Origin of the sequence: Achromobacter veterisilvae (assembly GCF_900496975.1) — a bacterium.
GTDB classification, from domain to species: Bacteria; Pseudomonadota; Gammaproteobacteria; order Burkholderiales; family Burkholderiaceae_B; genus Achromobacter; species Achromobacter veterisilvae.
Genome location: NZ_UFQC01000028.1, coordinates 40144 through 57095 on the forward strand (window position 1 = coordinate 40144; position 16952 = coordinate 57095).

A 16952-nucleotide genomic window follows, 5' to 3' on the forward strand; every position below is an offset into this window, starting at 1 on the left:
TTATCTTTAGAGATAGGAACAGGGCTGTGCATATGACTAGGCATACGGAGTCAGTAGAGGTAGTGGCAAAGGACCTGTGCCCTAGGCGCTGGCCGCTTTCAGAGAAGGCGGCCCTGGTGCGCCGTACTTATGAGCCGGGCATGAGTGTGTCGTTGCTGGCACGCCAGGAAGGTGTCTCGGCGGGACTGCTGTTCCAGTGATGCAAGCCTGAGCGCTAGGGTGTCTTGACGGCGGTCTCGGCTGGCGAGGCAGTCGTGCCGGCATCTGAGCTGGCGGCGGCCCATGCGGAAATCACCATGAATCTCCCCGGGGCGATTCACCAAGCTCCAGCGCGTGCTCGGCAAGAAGATCCTGAAGAACGAAATCCTAAAGGAAGCCGTGGAGTATGCCGCGACAAAAAAGTGGATTGCGCGCTCGCCCTTGTTGTCCATCATGGCGGGGAATATGTGCAATAACAGCGTACAACCACATCGCCAGATCGAATCTGGCAAAGGTTGAATCCGATCTTCACCAACTCGGTCAGATTATTGTGTCTCGCTCAGCTATCTCCAAAGTTCTTTCTATATTGGCGAGGACTGACTCCTACTATGCGCTGAAACTGCAGACGGAAGTTGGCGGCGGAACCAAGGCCCACTTCTCCCACGATCTGCTCTACTGTAAGTCCGCTACGTTCCAGTAACTCTTGTGCCCGTCGAACTCTTGCGCGAATAATCCACTGAGCCGGTGACTCTCCATACTGTTCGTGGAATCGCCTATGTAGTGTCCGCGGGCTGGTGTGTGCCTGGCGAGCAAGCAAGACCAAAGACAGCGGTTTATGTAGATTGGCCAAGGCCCAAGTGAGCAAAGGTTGAAGACTCCTGTCAGCTCCTTGGGGCTTGGGAGGGATGAACTGTGCTTGCCCGCCCTCACGCTGCAGCGGCACAACCGACAGTCGGGCCACCTGCGATGCCACCGCGACACCAAAGTCACGGCGGATCATGTACAGGCAAAGATCAAGGCCTGCGGCAGCCCCTGCCGAAGTGAGTACCTGTCCGTTGTCTACAAAAAGTACCCGAGGGTCCACATTAATTTTTGGGTAAAGGCGCTGCAGATCTGCGGCAGCAGCCCAATGAGTGGTAGCACAAAGACCATCTAATAGGCCGGTCTCTGCCAGAACGAATGCTCCAGTGCAGATAGATGCAATCCGCGTTCCCCTCATTAATGCAGTGCGAAGTGCTTCGGTTACTCCAGGCGTCAGTGCTCGCTGTGGCGTATGGACGCCCGGCACGATGATCGTATCTGCAGTCTTCAGAATAGCCAGATTGTGGCGAATTCGCAGCGAGAACGGACCAGCGTCCATCTCATCCTGCTCTGCACATACGGCCACTTGGTAGCAAGGAAGGCCGTTCTCGTGTGTTGCGAAGCGAAAGGTCTCGCAGGCAGTCGCTAGGTCGAATGACAGCACCCCCGGTACTACTAAACAGACGACCTTGTGTGGTGAGTGCTGCAAAGGAGGCTTCATCTGGATGCTGGCAACGAGTAGGAAGGTTGGCGAAAAATAGTCGATTGTTGTCATTCTAGCCAGTTCCCCGAATCAACGCTATCCAAGAAAATCGAATGCATTGAGCTTCACGCGATGTGCAGTCGCAACGATTCTCAATAGGCATCCTTTCGTCATCAAGCCGCGCAGCCGCAATTGATCCGTTTTGACAGAACTCTGTTTGGTTCCAAAGAGGGGTCTACGAATCTCGCGCTGGCCACAATGGAGATAATCTATGGCGGCGTATTTCACTATGCTGAGAGATCGGTGGATTTTTTGTGTATGGCTGATACGTTTGCGCTGATAGCAGCGTATACCTTCTTGCCATAGAAATGTCTGCCAATTCCTCGATAATGTATTTATCACTAAAAACCCTCCACCTAATAGCAGCGCTGACCTTCTCCGGGGGGGTAATGAGTTTGGCTCTCGTAATGTCGGGCTGGTCACGGGTTTATGGTGTAGTTCTGCCTCACGAGAGGAGTATTGGCCGTACGCTTCTTTGGTGGGATCACTATGTAACCGTGCCGGCCATGCTTACAGTTCTTGGGCTTGGATTTCTTATGGCAATCAGTGGCGGCTGGATGGAGCAAAATTGGCTAATTGGGAAGGTTATTCTCGCAATTGTCCTGACCGGCCTGCATCGATTACTCAGATCAGCCTTAAAGAAGCGAGTGGCGGGCGATGCATTATTAGAGTCATCGTGGTACAGAGCCGGCCCCATGATTGTTACTGCGGCTTTGGCGCTTATCGTGACGCTCGCTATTTGCAAGCCAATCCACTCATAAGCTGTACCGCATGATCAAAATATTTTTATATACCGGCAACTCGGATCAAACTCTTTGGCATGTAGATACACTTACTCGTCCGGTTTTCTTCGGCAAGGTCGCCCTTTCCTTATTAGCAATTTTCCTAGGTTCGACGCCTGCCGGCCCAGCATGGGCTCAGACTGAAGAGGTGGCCGCATTGCCCACCGTCACCGTAACAGGTTCTCTGACGCCCGATGATCTAGCCAGAGAGCGGCTCGAACAGGCGCGGGAAGAAATGGCGTATCGTGCTGGTGGAACCAGCGTGGTCGATGCGAAAGACTATCGCGATGGCCGAGCCGGAAACATGGCTGATGTAATGTCATACGCTCCCGGAGTTTATGCCCAGACTCGACACGGCGAGGAAACGCGTTTTTCGATACGTGGTTCCGGTATTCAACGGGGGTTCTTGCTTCGCGGCATCTATCTTTATCAAGACGGTATACCGTTAAGCCATGCCGACGGAGCCGGTGACTTCCAATCAATCGATCCACTTGCTGCTGAGTACGTCGAGATTTGGCGCGGTGCGAATGCGTTGGAGTTTGGAGGAAATAGCCTTGGAGGGGCGGTAAATTTCGTCACTCCAACTGGTTGGACCGCACCGCATGTTGTCCTGCGAGCGCAGACAGGATCTTATGGCCAGAGTCAAAGTCACGCTTCCTTTGCAGGAGCCAATGAACGCTTGGATGGATTTTTGAGCCTATCACATAGCGAGCAAGACGGTCATCGCGATCACGCAAGGACGCGCGCAACCCGATTCTCAGGAAATGTCGGGTTGATGTTCAATTCTGCGTGGTATGCGCGCCTTTACTTAACCCATATTGACAGTAAGCTGCAATTGCCAGGTGCTCTCACCAGATCAGCCATGAGGGCTGACCGCCATCAAAGCGCACCAGGCTACGCTGAGCTGGATGCAGATAACAACTATCGAATGAGTCGCGCAGCTCTAAAATTGGAGTGGACTCCTACAGATAAGGTGAAATGGATTAGTTCAATTTATCTTGCTAACCGGGACCGATTGCACTCCATGGCCTATGGCATTCTCGATCAACAGTCTATAGATACAGGCATGGACAGCAGGGGGATCCTTAATCTGTCAAAGGGAGCATTAACACGACGGTTGGTAGTAGGGGCTTCGTTTATGAAACACCGGGCGGATGAGCGCAGCTATGCCAACTTGAATGGTAAGGCCGGTCGCCAAACTCGGGATAACGTTCTGATAGGGCGCCAGTACACGCTGTATGGAGAATATTCGCATGAGTTGGTGGAGTCTTGGACTCTTCAGGTCGGGGCACAGGCCGTGTATGCGGGGCGTGATTTGCGGAACCTCTTTGCACCCTCAAATAGTTACAGCAAACATTTCACGGGCGTGAGTCCCAAACTCGGCCTTATCTACAACTACTCCGAGAATTCACAAATCTATGCAAATCTCAGCCGAAGTTTAGAGGCTCCTCCTTTCGGTGAGTTGGTTGTACGGCCCGCATATCCTCTCGCTTCTGACCAGAAAGCTACAACATTGGAACTAGGGTATCGGTTTCGGAATGGCGATTCGTGGGTAGACGCGGCAATCTATCGCTCGCGCTTGCACGGTGAACTTCTATCACTTAATGACGCAAATGGAGTGGCCCTGGGCACTGTAAATGCAGATCGCACCATCCACCAAGGGATTGAACTAGGAATGCAAATCCCCCTTTATACTCATGCTACAGGACGATTTAATTATTTATTCAATGACTTCCGTTTCAATCATGACTCTGTCTATGGTAAAAATCGCTTGGCTGGTATTGCGCCACATGTCCTTCGTGCGGAGATAGAATGGAAAATCTCACCTTACCTGTTTATGACGCCTTCTATCGAATGGTTGCCAGGTAATACAAAAATCGACCATGCAAACACATTGTCGCAGGGTGGGTACGCCCTGTTCGGCCTAACAGTTGGCGGTAAAATGGCGCGAAATTTGCGCTGGTTTGTCGAAGGACGCAATCTGACGAATCGCAAGTATGTCGCGGGTACAGCCGCGCAAGCCAACGTACAAGGTCGCGATGGCGCATATTACTTTCCTGGCGATGGGCGTGCTTTCTATGCCGGGTTGGAGTGGCGATTGTAGCGATGAACAAGTCTGATTAAAGAAGAGCGAGCAGGTGGTCGCCGTTGGTTTTTACCAGCATTTCGTAAAATTCTGCGCCCATTTAAAATTGAACAGTGATCGCCAAGTCTGTTACCCCAACCACAGTGCCGTGGTGGAGCTTTTTCCGGATGCAGTCCCGTCGCCCGATACGCTGTCTTTCTGGTTCTGGCGACTGCTGCGCTATCCATAGTAAATAGAGCAGGAATCTGAAAAGTCCGACTTGATAATGACCGAACCAAGCTCAATTCCTTTCATCCGGTTCTGTGCTCAGGAGGAAGGGAAGCAGCTCCGCCAGCACGTCTTCAGGTGATTCTTCGGGCTGAAGATGACCGCCTCGAATGGATTTGCCGCAGACGTTTCCAGCCCAACGCATGCCAGATGCAGATCGGTGATGCGCTATGCCGCGCTCCTGACCATAGAACGAGGACAGGACAGTGCAGTTTTTTCCTGCGGAGCGGTCTGCTGCATCATGAGCACGGTCTTCTTGTGCTGCCGCCCGATAGTCCTCGCAGATTGCATGACGAACATTCGGATTGCGGAATGCGTGCCGATTCCAGCGTCAGCTTGGCTTCTCGAAGGTTGCGATGATCAGGATTGATAGGTGTCAGCCATGCTAGGGTCACGACCAGACGCCCCTCCGTCACATGACCCAAATGCTGGGTATCGCCAAAAGCCTGCAGGGCATTTGGAAGCGCCAGCACGAACAGCAAAGTGACTGTGCGTTGGCCTTGGAGCACGCAAGACTAGCTCAGCACGCTTATCCAGGCCGATGTAACCAGCAGCAGTGCCATTCCCTGGTTGAAGCACCGTATGGCCCTCGGCGATGCAAGAAGGCGAGCAGCGCCCCTGCCCAACAACGCCCAAACCGTCAGACAAGGCAGCGCTACCAACAGGAAGATCGCCGCATACAAACCATAGGTTGCCGGGCCTGAGCCGGCACCGACGAAAACGCTCACCACTGACAACGCCATCATCCAGGTCTTGGGGTTGATCAGTTGCAGTCCGGCGCCATGGATGGCACCTGGACAATTGCCGGAGGTTTCGACCTCGATACCACTGGCCGGGGCGTTGAAGAGCTTCCAACCCAGCCAACTGATCCAGGCCACCCCCACCAAGGCCATGCCATTCTGTAGCAGCGGATAATGCAGAAGCATCTCACCAAGCCCGAGGCCAACCACCAGCAGCAGGCCGGTCGCACCCACAGCGGCGCCGAGCACAAGAGGCAAAACAGCCAGCAGACCGTGGCGGACGGCGCCACCGAGAATCAATAAATTGGTGGGGCCCGGTGTGATAGAGGCAACGAAGGCAAAGAGCACGAAGGGCAAGAGTTGGTTGAAAGAGAGGGTGTTCATTGACGGACTCCAGTCACTTGCTAGGAGTCGATTGTCCGCAGCAACTCACCAGTGATCTTGAAGATTTGTGCAGGATCGGCGGTAGATTGCCGGCGTAAAGCCATAGGCCCGCCGGAACCAGCGCCCCAGGTGGCTCTGGTCGGCGAAGCCCAGGTCGATGGCCACGTGGGCGGGAGGCCAGCCATTCGCGAGCAGGCGCCGAGCCTGGGCCAAGCGCAATTGCACTAGGTAAGCATGCGGCGCCAGGCCAAAGGCTGCCTTGAACGCGCGGGAGAGACGAAAGCGGTCGACCCCGCACGCATGGGCCAGATCCTCGAGGTTGATGTCCTGCTGAAAGTGCCCGTGCAGATAGTCGCGGGCACGAATGACCACCGAAGGCAGACGCGGGTCTACCGCATCCCGTGTACGCCAAAGCAGTTGCCGCGAAAGTCGCTCCAGCAGGGCATCCAACGATGCCTGCCGCACCATGCGTAGCTCATTGTGCTGTAGCGCCAAAACGGCGTTGACGATACAGGGCATCAGGCCGGGTTCACAGGGTAGGGTCTTGTCGAAACTCGGCTGGCAGTGATCGGGGGCATTCTCGAACAATGCTCGCAACTCCCGCTCAATCCATTGCGGGTCCAAGTAAAGCATGGAGTATGTGAAGCCGCCCGGCGCGGGTGCATAGCCATCGTGGATTTCACCGGGTTCCAGCATGAACACCTGGCCCGCGGTGCTGTTGTGCAGCTCCTTGCGGCAGTGGAACTGTTGCACACCCTGCTCGGTGAAGCCGATTAGATAACTGTCGTGCCAGTGGGGATCGTAGGCGTGCCCCTCGAAATGGGCACGAATGGTTTCGATACCGCTTTCGGGGTCCTGCTTCACGTTGATCCAGTTGTCGGTAGCCATGGTTGCCTAGCAGGAAGAACGGTTAGCCAAGGTGAACGATCATCTTAGCCCTTACCCACAGAAAATCTGGAAGATTTGTGCAATGCAGCGGCTGCGAGCTACCCGACGCTAGGCGAAACGGCCAAGGCTAGGGGATGGTTACGGGGCTCAGGGGCCTTTTTGCGCCACTATCTGCGCTGCTCGCCACGTTGGCCGCAGCCCTGACAACGGCACAGCGGGCGAGGAAGACCGGCTCAGATCGCTCGGCCTTGGCGGCTGCGTGAATTTTGCAGGGCCGACTGGGTAGCCAAGTACCAAGCGATACCCGGCGCGCGCCCCTCGGTCATGCCCGACAACGCCAAACCGACCGTGTCCGAGCTTGGACATCAAGTCGATCAGTGACTCAGCCACGCGGCGCTTTGTCCAGCGCGGGTGCTCTGAATATGTCCGGCTATTGCCGTAGCCCGGCAAGTCCGGCACTACGACTGTGAGCGATTGGGCTAACCGTGACGCAATGCGGCGCCATGCGAGATGAGTTTGAGGATAGCCGTGCAGCAAGAGCATGGGTGGCCCAAAGCCACCCGTAACACCGCAGAATGCCACGCCGCCAGCTTCGACATGCAGCTCGGAAAATCCGGGGAAGAACCCTAGCGAAAAATTTTGGTCGAAATCCGGCATCAACGTCTCCCTGACACGACAAGTCATCAATGCGGATCAGCCTTGTGGATGAACTCCAAGAGATCGTGGTTGAAGCGATCAGGCTCTTCAAGGAACGGCGCGTGCCCCGATGCCGGATACAGCTTGCTTTGCACTTTGGGATTGAGGCTCTTGGCTCTGGCGATAGCGGGTTTGGCTTTCACAAGCGCGTCCTGGGCGCCATAGATCAACAGCAGGGGAACCTGCGTCTTGCCAAGTCCTTCCGCTGCGGCAACCGTCATCGACTGCACGGAGCGCTGCATGTCCCATGATGCCAATGCGGCGTTGGCCAGCAGCAGGTCGAACGTAGTTGCGTCGGGCTGGCGATGGAAGCACAGGCGCAGAAAAGCGCGTTCGGCATCCAGGTGAGTCTTCAAGTCCGAAGCGACCATATCCTGATAAACCTCGGGATGCGACACGATTTGGTCGGGTTTCAACTCGATCACGCCATCGACATATACGGCACCAGCGATGTCGTCATCTCCGTGGGAGGCCAGGTAGTTCGATATCACCGCGCCGCCCAATGACCATCCGACAAGCACCGGCTTGTGTGCATGGGTGTATTCGATGACAGCGGCCAAGTCATCAGCCCACCGGCGACCATCAGTGTATGCCTCTGCCTCCACTGGCTTGGCGGACAGGCCGTGGCCTCGCAGATCGTAGGTAATCAAACGATGGTGTTGAAGTTGGGGATCAAGCAATTGCTTGTTCCAGTTCAACCGGCTGCCAAGCAGTCCATGAACAAAGATGATGGGGGTGCCGTTTGGATTGCCAGCCTCCTGCACAGCCAACACGACGCCATCGGGTGCGGTGACGGTGTAGTCCTTGGTATCGGCACGCGCGGCGGATGACGTGACCAGCAATGCAAGGGTCACGAACAGCGCACCAAGCGCACCACGAATCTTCGGTAGAGACATGAATCAACACTCCTGGGTTTTGGGAAGATTCCTAGTCTCAACCTTCACATTGATGTGAGTGTCAAGAGAAAAAAGTGGTATCGTTTGTTCATGTCTAAAACCACGACACAAGCCTCAATGTCCATCGGCGAACTTGCCCGCAAGACGGGGGCGAGTCTGCGCTCGATCCGGCACTACGACGATAACGGGCTGCTGCCCTCCGTGCGCGCCGAGAACGGCTATCGCTTGTTCCCTGCATCAGCCATCACGCAAGTTCGCCAACTCCAGCGATTGATTGCGGCAGGCTTCAGTCTGACGGAAATCCGAGGGTTTCCCGATTGCATGAAGATGATCGAAGGGGCGGCGGCGTGCCCTGAGACGACGGAAGTGCAGCGCAAAAGGCTTGCGTCCATCGAGCGACAGATCTCAGAGCTTGAACAGCGACGCGTGCGGTTGCGCAAGATGCTAGCGGAGGGAATCGGGCCTGTGGCAGAGTAGTCGATGCCTTAATGGTGCTGAGGCGTGAGTCGGAATGCACCGACTCGACGCTGCGCGTTGTTCATTCTGGAGCGCCGCGATCGACTAGGCTAGGATAATTAAATATGCCCGCCCTCTGCTGGCAGTCGCCTCCGCTGCAGCACGCTCCGGCTTCCTACCGCGATGCTCTTATGTGGCTCCTAGTCCACAACGTCGCAGCTCCGCAACGCGGCCAAAATTAGAGCTAACCCCACGTTCCATATAGGGTTCTAGCCGTCCGGCTGGTTTCACTAAACGCTTGACGTCGGCCATTTTTTAGGATGTCACGCTCCTCAGTCACCCGCTTGAGCTCGGCCTGCAGACGCCGGTTCTCCGCCGCCAGCGAGGTGTCCATCTGCCGCGTCTGGGGCGCCTTGCGTTGCTCGCGCACCCACGCGTACATCGAATGGATGCTGACACCCAACCGCGCTGCCACTTCGCGCGCCGGCCGCCCCTAGTCGATCACCTGTTTGGCCGCCTCGGCCTTGAACTCATCCGAATACCGCTTGCCGCTCATATCCACCTCCGTGATTGCCATAATGTACGGCTTGGAGATGTCTAGTGAACCAGGGGCGATTCACCTTTTTGGTTATGGCCTAACAGCAGATTCAGCCATTCAGTAATTACCCAGGTTCCAACGATGATTCACATTACATTGCCCATACGAAACTAGCCTAGCCCCTTAACCGCCTTTCTGCTGGCAGTGTCCACCCTGACCCTCACAGGTCAGAAGTGCCGCTTACGCGGGGGTACGTTGTCTGGTGAGCTTCGCACCCATCCATTACTGGTCGAGCACGTCACCATAGGCTACGTGTGGTCGTACACACGGTTATGGCACTTCCTTTCAGAAGGCATAACAAGGCAGATCAGAGCTTGCGCTCTGCGGTTTCACGTTATCTAAGTCAGATCGTTTTACGCACACAAAGAGTTCCATTTGATATCGCAAGGATGTTGTATGGATTACTCAGGTTTGGAGTGTCTAGTTGCCCTGTTGGGCAGTCTAGGGGCGTAAGAATGCGAACGAGCGTTTGGTAAACGTCGCCGTAAGGCAGAGTCTCTTCCGTAGAAGTGTCTCTGTCGTTTGAGACACCAGCCAAGGCTAGGTCTTTTGACTTGTGTCAGGCACCTTGATGCACTAACTGATAGCAGTGAGGTAATACCCTGAACCTGCTCCTTGGGGGAGTAGGTCGTTCGGTTCTCAAGGGTTGAACCGACGCAGAAGCGACATCTACGTGTCGCACCAAGAAGCCAACTATGTCTGCATGGCCGACCCACCGGCGCAGCAAAGAAGCAACGTGACGGTAGCCGATTTACAGACAAGCGTCTGGACTGTCAAGGGTGAAAGAGGTAACATGACGATTGGGGATTTTTCATCACATTTCAGCTTTAGAGCAATAAGAAAACGACATGCTATTTCGGAGGCTACTTCGTAACAGAATGCGCCGCTTCGGTACGGTTGCCGTGGCGGTGGTGTTTCTGTTGCAGACCTTCGCCGTAGCAAGCATGCCTTTGGTGTCCATCTCGGCGGACGAAGAGATGGTCATCATCTGCACCGGCTCTGGCATGAAGACTGTGCCATTGTCGGACTTTGGCATTGATCTCGATCAAGACCAGCCAGACAGCGGGACGATGCCATCCGGGGGTATGTGTGCGTTGTGTCCGCTCGCGCACTGTGTCGGGCTCCCGCCATCGATGGCCTTTCTGCCCGCCCTCGATCTCAATACTCACGCTCCTCAAGCTCCCCCGGCGGCGCGCTTTGTAGCCGAAGGCTTCAGAACCGCGCACCAGGCACGCGCGCCCCCCTCCAACATCTGATTCGCTGCCCATCAGACCGTGCAGATTACTTTCTGCGCGGTCTTCGCTACGATCATTGTTGGAGTTTTTTCATGTCCGGAGATTCTTCCGCGATCGGCGCTGGCCGTTCGCGTCTGCGCCCACGTGCGCTAGCAGTCGCCATCAGAGCGCAGTTCTCTCACCGGCGTATAGCCACAGCCCTTTGTGAGACCCCGCAGGGCCTCCGAAACCCGTCTGGCAAAGCTTTCACACTGGCACTCGCCGTATCCTGCGCACTGGCCCATCAGCCAGCCCACGCGCAGCAGCAAAGCGACACCGTTGAGCCCCAAGACTCCCAGGCCACGACCGTACTGGATACCATCACCGTCACGGCCACGCGCAGCCCACACAGCCGATTCGACGTTCCAGCCTCCGTCTCGACGGTGACCCGCGAGGAATTGGACGATGCCCAGGCGAACACGGTCTCAACCCTGTTGCGCGCACTTCCCAACGTGAACTATGGCGGCGGTCCTCGACCTGCTGCCCAGAGCCCTGCAATCCGCGGCCTGCAGGGTCCGCGCATTATCCTGTCCGTGGATGGCGCGCGACGCAACAACGAGGGTGGCGTCAATACCCCATTGCTGATCGACCCGGACTTCATCCGGCAGGTCGATGTCGTACGCGGCCCGGTCTCGGCTGTGTATGGTGGCGGTGGCCTTGGTGGCGTGATGGCGTTCGAGACCATCGATGCGGAGGATTTCCTGGAGCCTGGCAAGAGCTTCGGGGGACGAATCAAGGGCGGCTACCAAAGCGCCAATGAGGAATGGTCGACGAACCTGACTGCTGCAGCACGCTCCGGAAACTTCGATTTTCTGGCCAGCGGGACCTTTCGCGACTTCGGCGAGATCCATACCGGGGCCAGCGGCGACCACGCGAAATACCCTAACGACGGCAACCTGAAGAGCGGTCTGTTCAAGGGCGGTTTTTCTCCCAATGAACTCAACCGTGTGGAGCTGAGCTACCAGCGTTTTGTCGACAAGATGGTTGGTCCCACCAATCCCGGCGGCAATCTACTGTCCCAGTTCTCGCACGATCTCAAAAGAGACCAGGAGCAGTACACAGGTACTTGGGCATTCCGCGATACCGATCGCAGTCTGCTGGACGGCAAGCTGACGATCTACCAGACCACATTCAAGCTCAATAGTCATAGCTTGGCGACGCCCCCACAAGCCGACACCACGACGATGACCAAGACGGTCGGGGCCAGCCTGCAAAACAGCAGCCGGTTCAATACCGGCCCGTGGATGGCGCATCGCCTGACTTATGGCGTGGATATCTACCGCGATACCAGCGAGAACACTTCCGCAGGGCAGTCCAATAGCGTTTTGCCCAACGGGGAAATGCGTGCCGTGGGCGTGTTTCTGCAGGACGAAGTTTCGTTCCTCAACAACTGGACGCTGATCGGCGCCCTGCGTCACGACGACTACAAGCTCACGTCGCCCGGTCAGAGCGAGGTCAGCCACAACAAGCTTTCGCCCAAGCTCACCCTCAAGTACCAGCCTTGGGACGTTCTGGGCGTCTACGCCAGTTATGGAAAGGCCTACCGCGGTCCGACTTTGACGGAAATGTTCGGCAATCTCAACACGAACCAGGCACTGTTCAACTTCCGGCCTAACACTGATCTGAAGCCTGAGACCAGTACCGCGAAGGAAGTGGGTGCGACCTTGTCGTTCGACGATGTGCTGGGCGCGGGCGACCGCCTGCGCGTGAAGGCCACGTACTTTACGGAGGATGTGGAAGACATGATCGATCAACAGGTGGTTGGCAGCTACACACGTGCAGCACCCTTCGTTGGGACCGGCCTGATCTTCCAGCGAAACAATGTGGCCCGCGCCGAGCGACATGGCGCTGAGGTGGAAGTGGCCTACGCTTGGGATGACCTCACCTTGGGCCTGGGCTACTCGCGACTGCGTTCGAAGAATGCAGACACGGGTGCCCATCTGTACGCGCCACCTGACAAGCTTGCCTTCGGTGCTCAGTATCGGATTGACAACAACTGGTCCGTGCGCTACCTCGGGCAGTTTGTACGCGCCCAAGATTACGACTCAACGGAACTTCGTCGGCGCAGCGGCTATGCCGTGCATGACATTGGCCTGTCCTACCAACAGCGCCAGTACCGTATAGATGTCGGTATCACAAACCTTTTCGACAAACCTTATGCCACATACCAGCAGTCGATGGCAGAGACATTTACCTACGAACTGGGACGCAGCGTCAATGTCACGCTGAGCGCCCGGTTTTGACGGGAGGCCACTATGCGACTCATTCACGTGACGGCAGCGTTGGCCTTGGTGATCGGCCTCTCTGGGTGCGTGAGCACTCCTGGACCTCGCAAGGACGACCTTCAGCCTGTGACCATCGCCTTCGAGTTGGTAGCAAACGGCCATAGCGCTCGATGCGGAGCAGCGCTGGGCGCGCTGGGCAGAGATGCAAAGCGCGCCACATTGCGCGATGCCCGCTTCTACGTGCAAGACGTGGCGTTGGTTCAGGCCGATGGCAGGAGAACCCCCATCGCCCTGACCCCCAACGATTGGCAGAACGATCAGGTCGCACTTCTCGACTTCGAGGATGCCACCGGCACATGCGCTGGAGGGAGCCCCGCAACCAATACAGTGGTTACCGGCAAGGTGCCAGCTGGTCGATACACCGGTCTGGCCTTCACTGTGGGCGTTCCGCCCTCGTTGAACCACACCAGTACTGAACTGGAAGGGGCGCCGCTGGACATTGCGGCGATGGGCTGGAGTTGGCAAGCGGGCCGCAAGTTCGCCAAGATCGAGATCGACCCCGAAGGTGGGGTAACGAAGCTGGATGGCTCACGTTCCGCGTCCTGGTATGTGCACCTGGGTTCAACTGGGTGCACCGGCAATCCGGTCACCGGTCAAACAGTGTCCTGCTTGCGCTCGAATCGTCTCCCAGTGGTGTTAGAGCAGTTCGACCCGGACACGCAGCGGGTCGAACTGGATCTTGGCTCACTGTTCAAGTCCACCCGCCTCTCCGAGGATCGGGGAGGCGCCGTGGGATGCATGAGTGGGCCCACCGATCCCGAGTGCGGCCCCATCTTTGAGCGACTTGGATTGTCACTTGACAGTGGTGAGCCCGATGCGTCCAGGCACTCCCCCGCCTTTTCTGTCGCCACGAAGCGATAGGACCTTGGCTGCTCCCTGCAGCAGCTCTCGCACGCGGTTGGTCGGCACCTCTCCGAGAGAGATGCTGCCCGCTTCGTGCGCCTTAACTCTGCGCGGCGCCAGATGAATACGCCTCAATGTAGAACACAAACAAGAACTGGAGGATGAGAAGCATGCACATTCCAGATGACCTGCTCATGCTGTCCCACAGGGGTCTTGAAAGACAGTCAACAAGAAGGAGCCATCACACCGGAGCGGCGCAAGCGAAATCAGTTTTCCAGCAGAAGACAACTCGCATGTCATGCATATGCGCGAGGAATTCTTCGAAAGGGGGAAGGCAATGATGCGCCGAACGCTAGGGCTGGTTATCGGTTTACTCGCCGTGCCCATGGGAGTGGCAGCAGAGGTCGCCAGCACCGTCTGGTCATGGAACCTGCCGACGCACGTACCGGAGCCGCGCGTGCCTGCCGACAACCCGATGTCGGCGGTAAAAGTCGAACTCGGGCGGAAGCTCTTCTACGACACCCGACTGTCTGGCAACGGCACCATGTCATGTGCGTCATGCCACCACCAGAGCCGGGCCTTCACCGACGGCCGATCACTATCGGTGGGATCGACTGGGGAGCGCACGCATCGCAATGCACTGGGGCTCGCCAACAGCGCTTGGCATGCCACATACAACTGGGCCAATCCAGCGCTGGTTTCGCTGGAACAGCAGATGGAGATCCCGCTGTTTGGCGATGACCCCATCGAAATGGGCGTCAATGACGCCAATCGACAGCAGGTTCTGGACCGCTTTCGCAACGATCCGATCTATCCGCCATTGTTCCGACAGTCCTTTCCCGACGACGACGAACCGCTGAACATGGCCACGGTGATCAAGGCTATCGCCGCATTTCAGCGCTCCATGGTCTCTGTGGATAGCCGCTACGACCGCTACTTGCAGGGTAAAGAAACGCTCTCCGCTTCTGAAGAACGCGGAATGGTGCTTTTCTTCGGCGAGAAAGCCGAGTGCCACCACTGCCACGGCAGCTTCAACTTCAATGATCAAGTCGTCCACAAGAAGAGCCGGTTGGTCGAGACACTGTTCCACAACAACGGGCTGTACAACGTGGATGGCAAGGGAGGGTATCCCTATCCAAACCGGGGGGTATTCGAGAGTACTGCCAAGCCAGAGGACATGGGTGCCTTCCGGGCTCCGAGTCTGCGCAACGTCGAAGCCACAGCACCCTATATGCATGACGGTAGCGTAGCCACCCTCGAAGAAGTTATCGAGCAGTACTCACAGGGGGGCAAGGTCACGACATCCGGCCCGAACCAGGGGGATGGACGCCTGAACCCTCACAAGAGCGGCCTCATCTCCAGGATCGATTTCACAGAGGAGGAAAAGGCGGACCTCCTGAACTTTCTCAAGACGTTGACCGACGAGGGCTTCCTGAACGACCCCAAGTTCTCGGATCCGTGGAGTCACTCCAAGTGAGCGTGATCGTTCAAATGAATCATGGTTTTACTACTACAAAAAGGAGGCTGCCTATCGAGAAGACGAATCCACGATTGAACGAATCCGGTGCGATGTCGACTGTGATTCTAGGGCCAGTATCCAGTGCTACTGGTGGCGGCCTGACGAATACGACGTCCACCAACCCTGACTTTCAAATTTCAAGGAGTTACCCATGAAGATCAAAATCGTCAAGAAAACCACGATGACTGTCGCCGGGCGTGCTGGCGCTTGCTGCGCTTCGTGCTGCGCACCGGTTGGCGTGAACTAAGCCTGGTCCACCACCGGCACCTCCGTGTCGGTGGTGGACTCGCTCATGGGAGAGTATCGTGCGTATAGGATTTAACTACACACTTGGTGACACCGCGCCGCTGGTTCGCCGACTGTTGGACTCAGGTCGGATTGACTACGTAGAACTGCTGATCGACAACTTCCTGTCCGTACCGCCGGAAGAAATGGCTCAGGGCTTTGGAGCCCCAGTGGGTTTCCACATCATGTTCTCCAAGTTCATTGAGAACGATGACGCGGCATTGGACAGTATGGCCATCCGATTGCGCCGACTGATCGACCTTCTCAAGCCGCTCTATGTGTCCGACCATATTGCGCGCTTCAACCACGAAGGACGCCAACTCTATCACCTGGCTGAGATCGACTACATCACGGATTACGAACAAGTGCGGTGCCGCGTGGACTGGTGGCAGCAGAAACTCGGCTGCCGTCTTCACCTGGAGAACTATCCTTCCATCATGGATGGCGGGCGCGATGCTCCCCACTTTCACGAGCGATTGCACCGCGATACGGGCGCTGGCGTGCTGTTTGACGTCTCCAACGCTGTTTGCGCACATTTGAACTGCGGCCTTCCTTTAGAGGCTTGGGAAGGCATCATCGAACGCAGCAGTCATTTCCACGTCGCCGGCTACAACTTATCCATCTTGGCACCGCATCTGGTGGTGGATACCCATGACCGAATGCTGTCCGAAGAGACGCTCGGCTTCCTGGAGCGTTACCGCGCGCGTTTCAATACCGCCGGTTCCACCATGACCTACGAACGCGACGACAACTTTGTGGAGACAGAGATCGAGCACGATCTTGATCGCCTGCGAGATTTGTTCGATCGCTCATCTGTGGAGGCGTTCGATGCACCGCGTGTCTGATTCCCGAGTGATAGACGCAGATCTGCTGGATTCCTTGACGGTGCCAGCCCGCCAGGGAGACTACGCACGGGACTCCCGTGCATTCGTACGCATCGATACCAGCCTACGGGTGTACTGGCACACGCTGTTCGACATTTGTCCTGGTTTGCTTGAACTGTCTGGACCGGACGGTTTGGCAATCTTCCGGCCTTTCATGACCTGGGCGGACGAGCAGAAGCTCTCCTTAAACTGGACCTACTACCTGTGGGTCGACGTATGGCTGCAGCAGTCTGCCTTCCGAGATCAAATTGAAGTGGAATTGCGCTATGCCCTGATGGGAGCATCGGCCGCACGCTGGGCCACAGGCGATCGCTCTGAAGCGCAGGGGATCGTTTTGGGTGCCGCTGACCTTCCAAACCTGGTGTGTGGCTGGAAGACCGTGACGCTTGAGGGGGGGCGAGAAATCGAACAGATCGAACTCGAAGCGCCCCTACCGACACCGGATGGCTCCCATGGCTATTTTCTGGTGCCCAGCAGGTCGCTCGACGACGGTTTTCCAGGCTGGTCGCCTATTCCTCGGTGACGA

The 16952-nt window shown here is 56.6% G+C and carries 15 protein-coding genes and 2 pseudogenes; 11 read left to right on the forward strand and 6 right to left on the reverse strand.

The window, feature by feature from the left end; genetic code table 11:
- Positions 1-32: 32 nt before the first annotated feature.
- Positions 33-425, forward strand: a pseudogene (locus AVE30378_RS22655) (transposase); the annotation flags it as partial.
- A 113-nt stretch (positions 426-538) separates the two neighbouring features.
- Here the strand turns inward: AVE30378_RS22655 and AVE30378_RS22660 are convergent.
- The gene (locus AVE30378_RS22660; RefSeq protein WP_129243699.1) at positions 539-1501 is read right to left on the reverse strand and encodes a GlxA family transcriptional regulator; all 963 of its coding nucleotides are present in this window, start codon (positions 1499-1501) and stop codon (positions 539-541) included.
- Between the two features lie 371 nt (positions 1502-1872).
- Between AVE30378_RS22660 and AVE30378_RS33155 the strand changes: the two genes are divergently transcribed.
- On the forward strand, positions 1873-2304 hold the full coding sequence (locus AVE30378_RS33155) for a CopD family protein (protein ID WP_425265789.1): 432 nt from the start codon (positions 1873-1875) through the stop codon (positions 2302-2304).
- A 10-nt stretch (positions 2305-2314) separates the two neighbouring features.
- Positions 2315-4429: a TonB-dependent receptor family protein gene (locus AVE30378_RS22670; protein WP_129243600.1), complete on the forward strand. Its 2115-nt coding sequence runs from the start codon at positions 2315-2317 to the stop codon at positions 4427-4429.
- Positions 4430-5193: 764 nt separating this feature from the next.
- On the opposite strand, the gene AVE30378_RS22680 is transcribed toward AVE30378_RS22670, so the two are convergent.
- The 4 genes from AVE30378_RS22680 to AVE30378_RS22695 form a co-directional block, all read right to left on the reverse strand.
- Positions 5194-5802 carry a LysE family translocator gene (locus AVE30378_RS22680; RefSeq protein WP_129243603.1) on the reverse strand — a complete coding sequence of 203 codons (609 nt, stop codon included), beginning with the start codon at positions 5800-5802 and terminating at the stop codon, positions 5194-5196.
- Positions 5803-5847: 45 nt separating this feature from the next.
- Positions 5848-6690: a helix-turn-helix transcriptional regulator gene (locus AVE30378_RS22685; protein WP_129243606.1), complete on the reverse strand. Its 843-nt coding sequence runs from the start codon at positions 6688-6690 to the stop codon at positions 5848-5850.
- A gap of 147 nt (positions 6691-6837) precedes the next feature.
- Positions 6838-7347: an alpha/beta fold hydrolase gene (locus tag AVE30378_RS22690; protein WP_129243609.1), complete on the reverse strand. Its 510-nt coding sequence runs from the start codon at positions 7345-7347 to the stop codon at positions 6838-6840.
- 26 nt (positions 7348-7373) lie between these two features.
- A complete protein-coding gene (locus AVE30378_RS22695) occupies positions 7374-8282 on the reverse strand; it encodes an alpha/beta fold hydrolase (RefSeq protein ID WP_027015259.1) in 909 nt (302 codons plus the stop codon).
- A gap of 90 nt (positions 8283-8372) precedes the next feature.
- On the opposite strand from AVE30378_RS22695, the gene AVE30378_RS22700 reads away from it, so the two are divergent.
- Positions 8373-8759, forward strand: coding sequence for a MerR family transcriptional regulator (locus AVE30378_RS22700; RefSeq protein WP_027015258.1), 387 nt, complete (start codon positions 8373-8375; stop codon positions 8757-8759).
- Between the two features lie 280 nt (positions 8760-9039).
- Here AVE30378_RS22700 and AVE30378_RS22705 read toward each other — a convergent pair.
- Positions 9040-9294: pseudogene (locus AVE30378_RS22705) on the reverse strand (transposase); the annotation flags it as partial.
- Positions 9295-10214: 920 nt separating this feature from the next.
- On the opposite strand from AVE30378_RS22705, the gene AVE30378_RS22710 reads away from it, so the two are divergent.
- From AVE30378_RS22710 to mbnC, 7 genes are all read left to right on the forward strand, one after another.
- The gene (locus AVE30378_RS22710; protein ID WP_165360274.1) at positions 10215-10592 is read left to right on the forward strand and encodes a DUF2946 family protein; all 378 of its coding nucleotides are present in this window, start codon (positions 10215-10217) and stop codon (positions 10590-10592) included.
- A 71-nt stretch (positions 10593-10663) separates the two neighbouring features.
- Positions 10664-12853 carry a TonB-dependent hemoglobin/transferrin/lactoferrin family receptor gene (locus AVE30378_RS22715; RefSeq protein ID WP_129243616.1) on the forward strand — a complete coding sequence of 730 codons (2190 nt, stop codon included), beginning with the start codon at positions 10664-10666 and terminating at the stop codon, positions 12851-12853.
- 12 nt (positions 12854-12865) lie between these two features.
- Positions 12866-13756 (forward strand): MbnP family copper-binding protein, encoded by an 891-nt coding sequence (locus AVE30378_RS22720; protein ID WP_129243619.1) that lies wholly within the window; start codon positions 12866-12868, stop codon positions 13754-13756.
- A 280-nt stretch (positions 13757-14036) separates the two neighbouring features.
- A complete protein-coding gene (locus tag AVE30378_RS22725; RefSeq protein WP_244235121.1) occupies positions 14037-15215 on the forward strand; it encodes a methanobactin export MATE transporter MbnM in 1179 nt (392 codons plus the stop codon).
- Between the two features lie 193 nt (positions 15216-15408).
- Positions 15409-15504, forward strand: a complete 96-nt coding sequence (mbnA, locus tag AVE30378_RS22730) for a methanobactin (protein ID WP_129243621.1) — start codon at positions 15409-15411, stop codon at positions 15502-15504.
- Between the two features lie 58 nt (positions 15505-15562).
- Entirely contained in the window at positions 15563-16387 is an 825-nt protein-coding gene (gene mbnB, locus AVE30378_RS22735) for a methanobactin biosynthesis protein MbnB (protein WP_129243624.1), read from the forward strand.
- Positions 16371-16949, forward strand: coding sequence for a methanobactin biosynthesis protein MbnC (gene mbnC / locus AVE30378_RS22740; protein ID WP_129243629.1), 579 nt, complete (start codon positions 16371-16373; stop codon positions 16947-16949). The genes mbnB and mbnC overlap by 17 nt, the downstream gene beginning before the upstream one ends.
- The last annotated feature ends 3 nt before the right edge of the window (positions 16950-16952 follow it).

Excerpts from the sequence above, each read along its gene's own strand:
- AVE30378_RS22685 (WP_129243606.1), bottom strand. The coding sequence starts at position 6,690 with ATGGCTACCGACAACTGGATCAACGTGAAGCAGGACCCCGAAAGCGGT.
- AVE30378_RS22695 (WP_027015259.1), bottom strand. The coding sequence starts at position 8,282 with ATGTCTCTACCGAAGATTCGTGGTGCGCTTGGTGCGCTGTTCGTGACC.
- AVE30378_RS22660 (WP_129243699.1), bottom strand. The coding sequence starts at position 1,501 with ATGAAGCCTCCTTTGCAGCACTCACCACACAAGGTCGTCTGTTTAGTA.
- AVE30378_RS22715 (WP_129243616.1), top strand. The coding sequence starts at position 10,664 with ATGTCCGGAGATTCTTCCGCGATCGGCGCTGGCCGTTCGCGTCTGCGC.
- AVE30378_RS22690 (WP_129243609.1), bottom strand. The coding sequence starts at position 7,347 with ATGCCGGATTTCGACCAAAATTTTTCGCTAGGGTTCTTCCCCGGATTT.
- AVE30378_RS22720 (WP_129243619.1), top strand. The coding sequence starts at position 12,866 with ATGCGACTCATTCACGTGACGGCAGCGTTGGCCTTGGTGATCGGCCTC.
- AVE30378_RS22680 (WP_129243603.1), bottom strand. The coding sequence starts at position 5,802 with ATGAACACCCTCTCTTTCAACCAACTCTTGCCCTTCGTGCTCTTTGCC.
- AVE30378_RS22670 (WP_129243600.1), top strand. The coding sequence starts at position 2,315 with ATGATCAAAATATTTTTATATACCGGCAACTCGGATCAAACTCTTTGG.
- AVE30378_RS22725 (WP_244235121.1), top strand. The coding sequence starts at position 14,037 with ATGCATATGCGCGAGGAATTCTTCGAAAGGGGGAAGGCAATGATGCGC.
- AVE30378_RS22700 (WP_027015258.1), top strand. The coding sequence starts at position 8,373 with ATGTCTAAAACCACGACACAAGCCTCAATGTCCATCGGCGAACTTGCC.
- mbnC (WP_129243629.1), top strand. The coding sequence starts at position 16,371 with ATGCACCGCGTGTCTGATTCCCGAGTGATAGACGCAGATCTGCTGGAT.
- mbnA (WP_129243621.1), top strand. The coding sequence starts at position 15,409 with ATGAAGATCAAAATCGTCAAGAAAACCACGATGACTGTCGCCGGGCGT.
- AVE30378_RS33155 (WP_425265789.1), top strand. The coding sequence starts at position 1,873 with ATGTATTTATCACTAAAAACCCTCCACCTAATAGCAGCGCTGACCTTC.
- AVE30378_RS22710 (WP_165360274.1), top strand. The coding sequence starts at position 10,215 with ATGCGCCGCTTCGGTACGGTTGCCGTGGCGGTGGTGTTTCTGTTGCAG.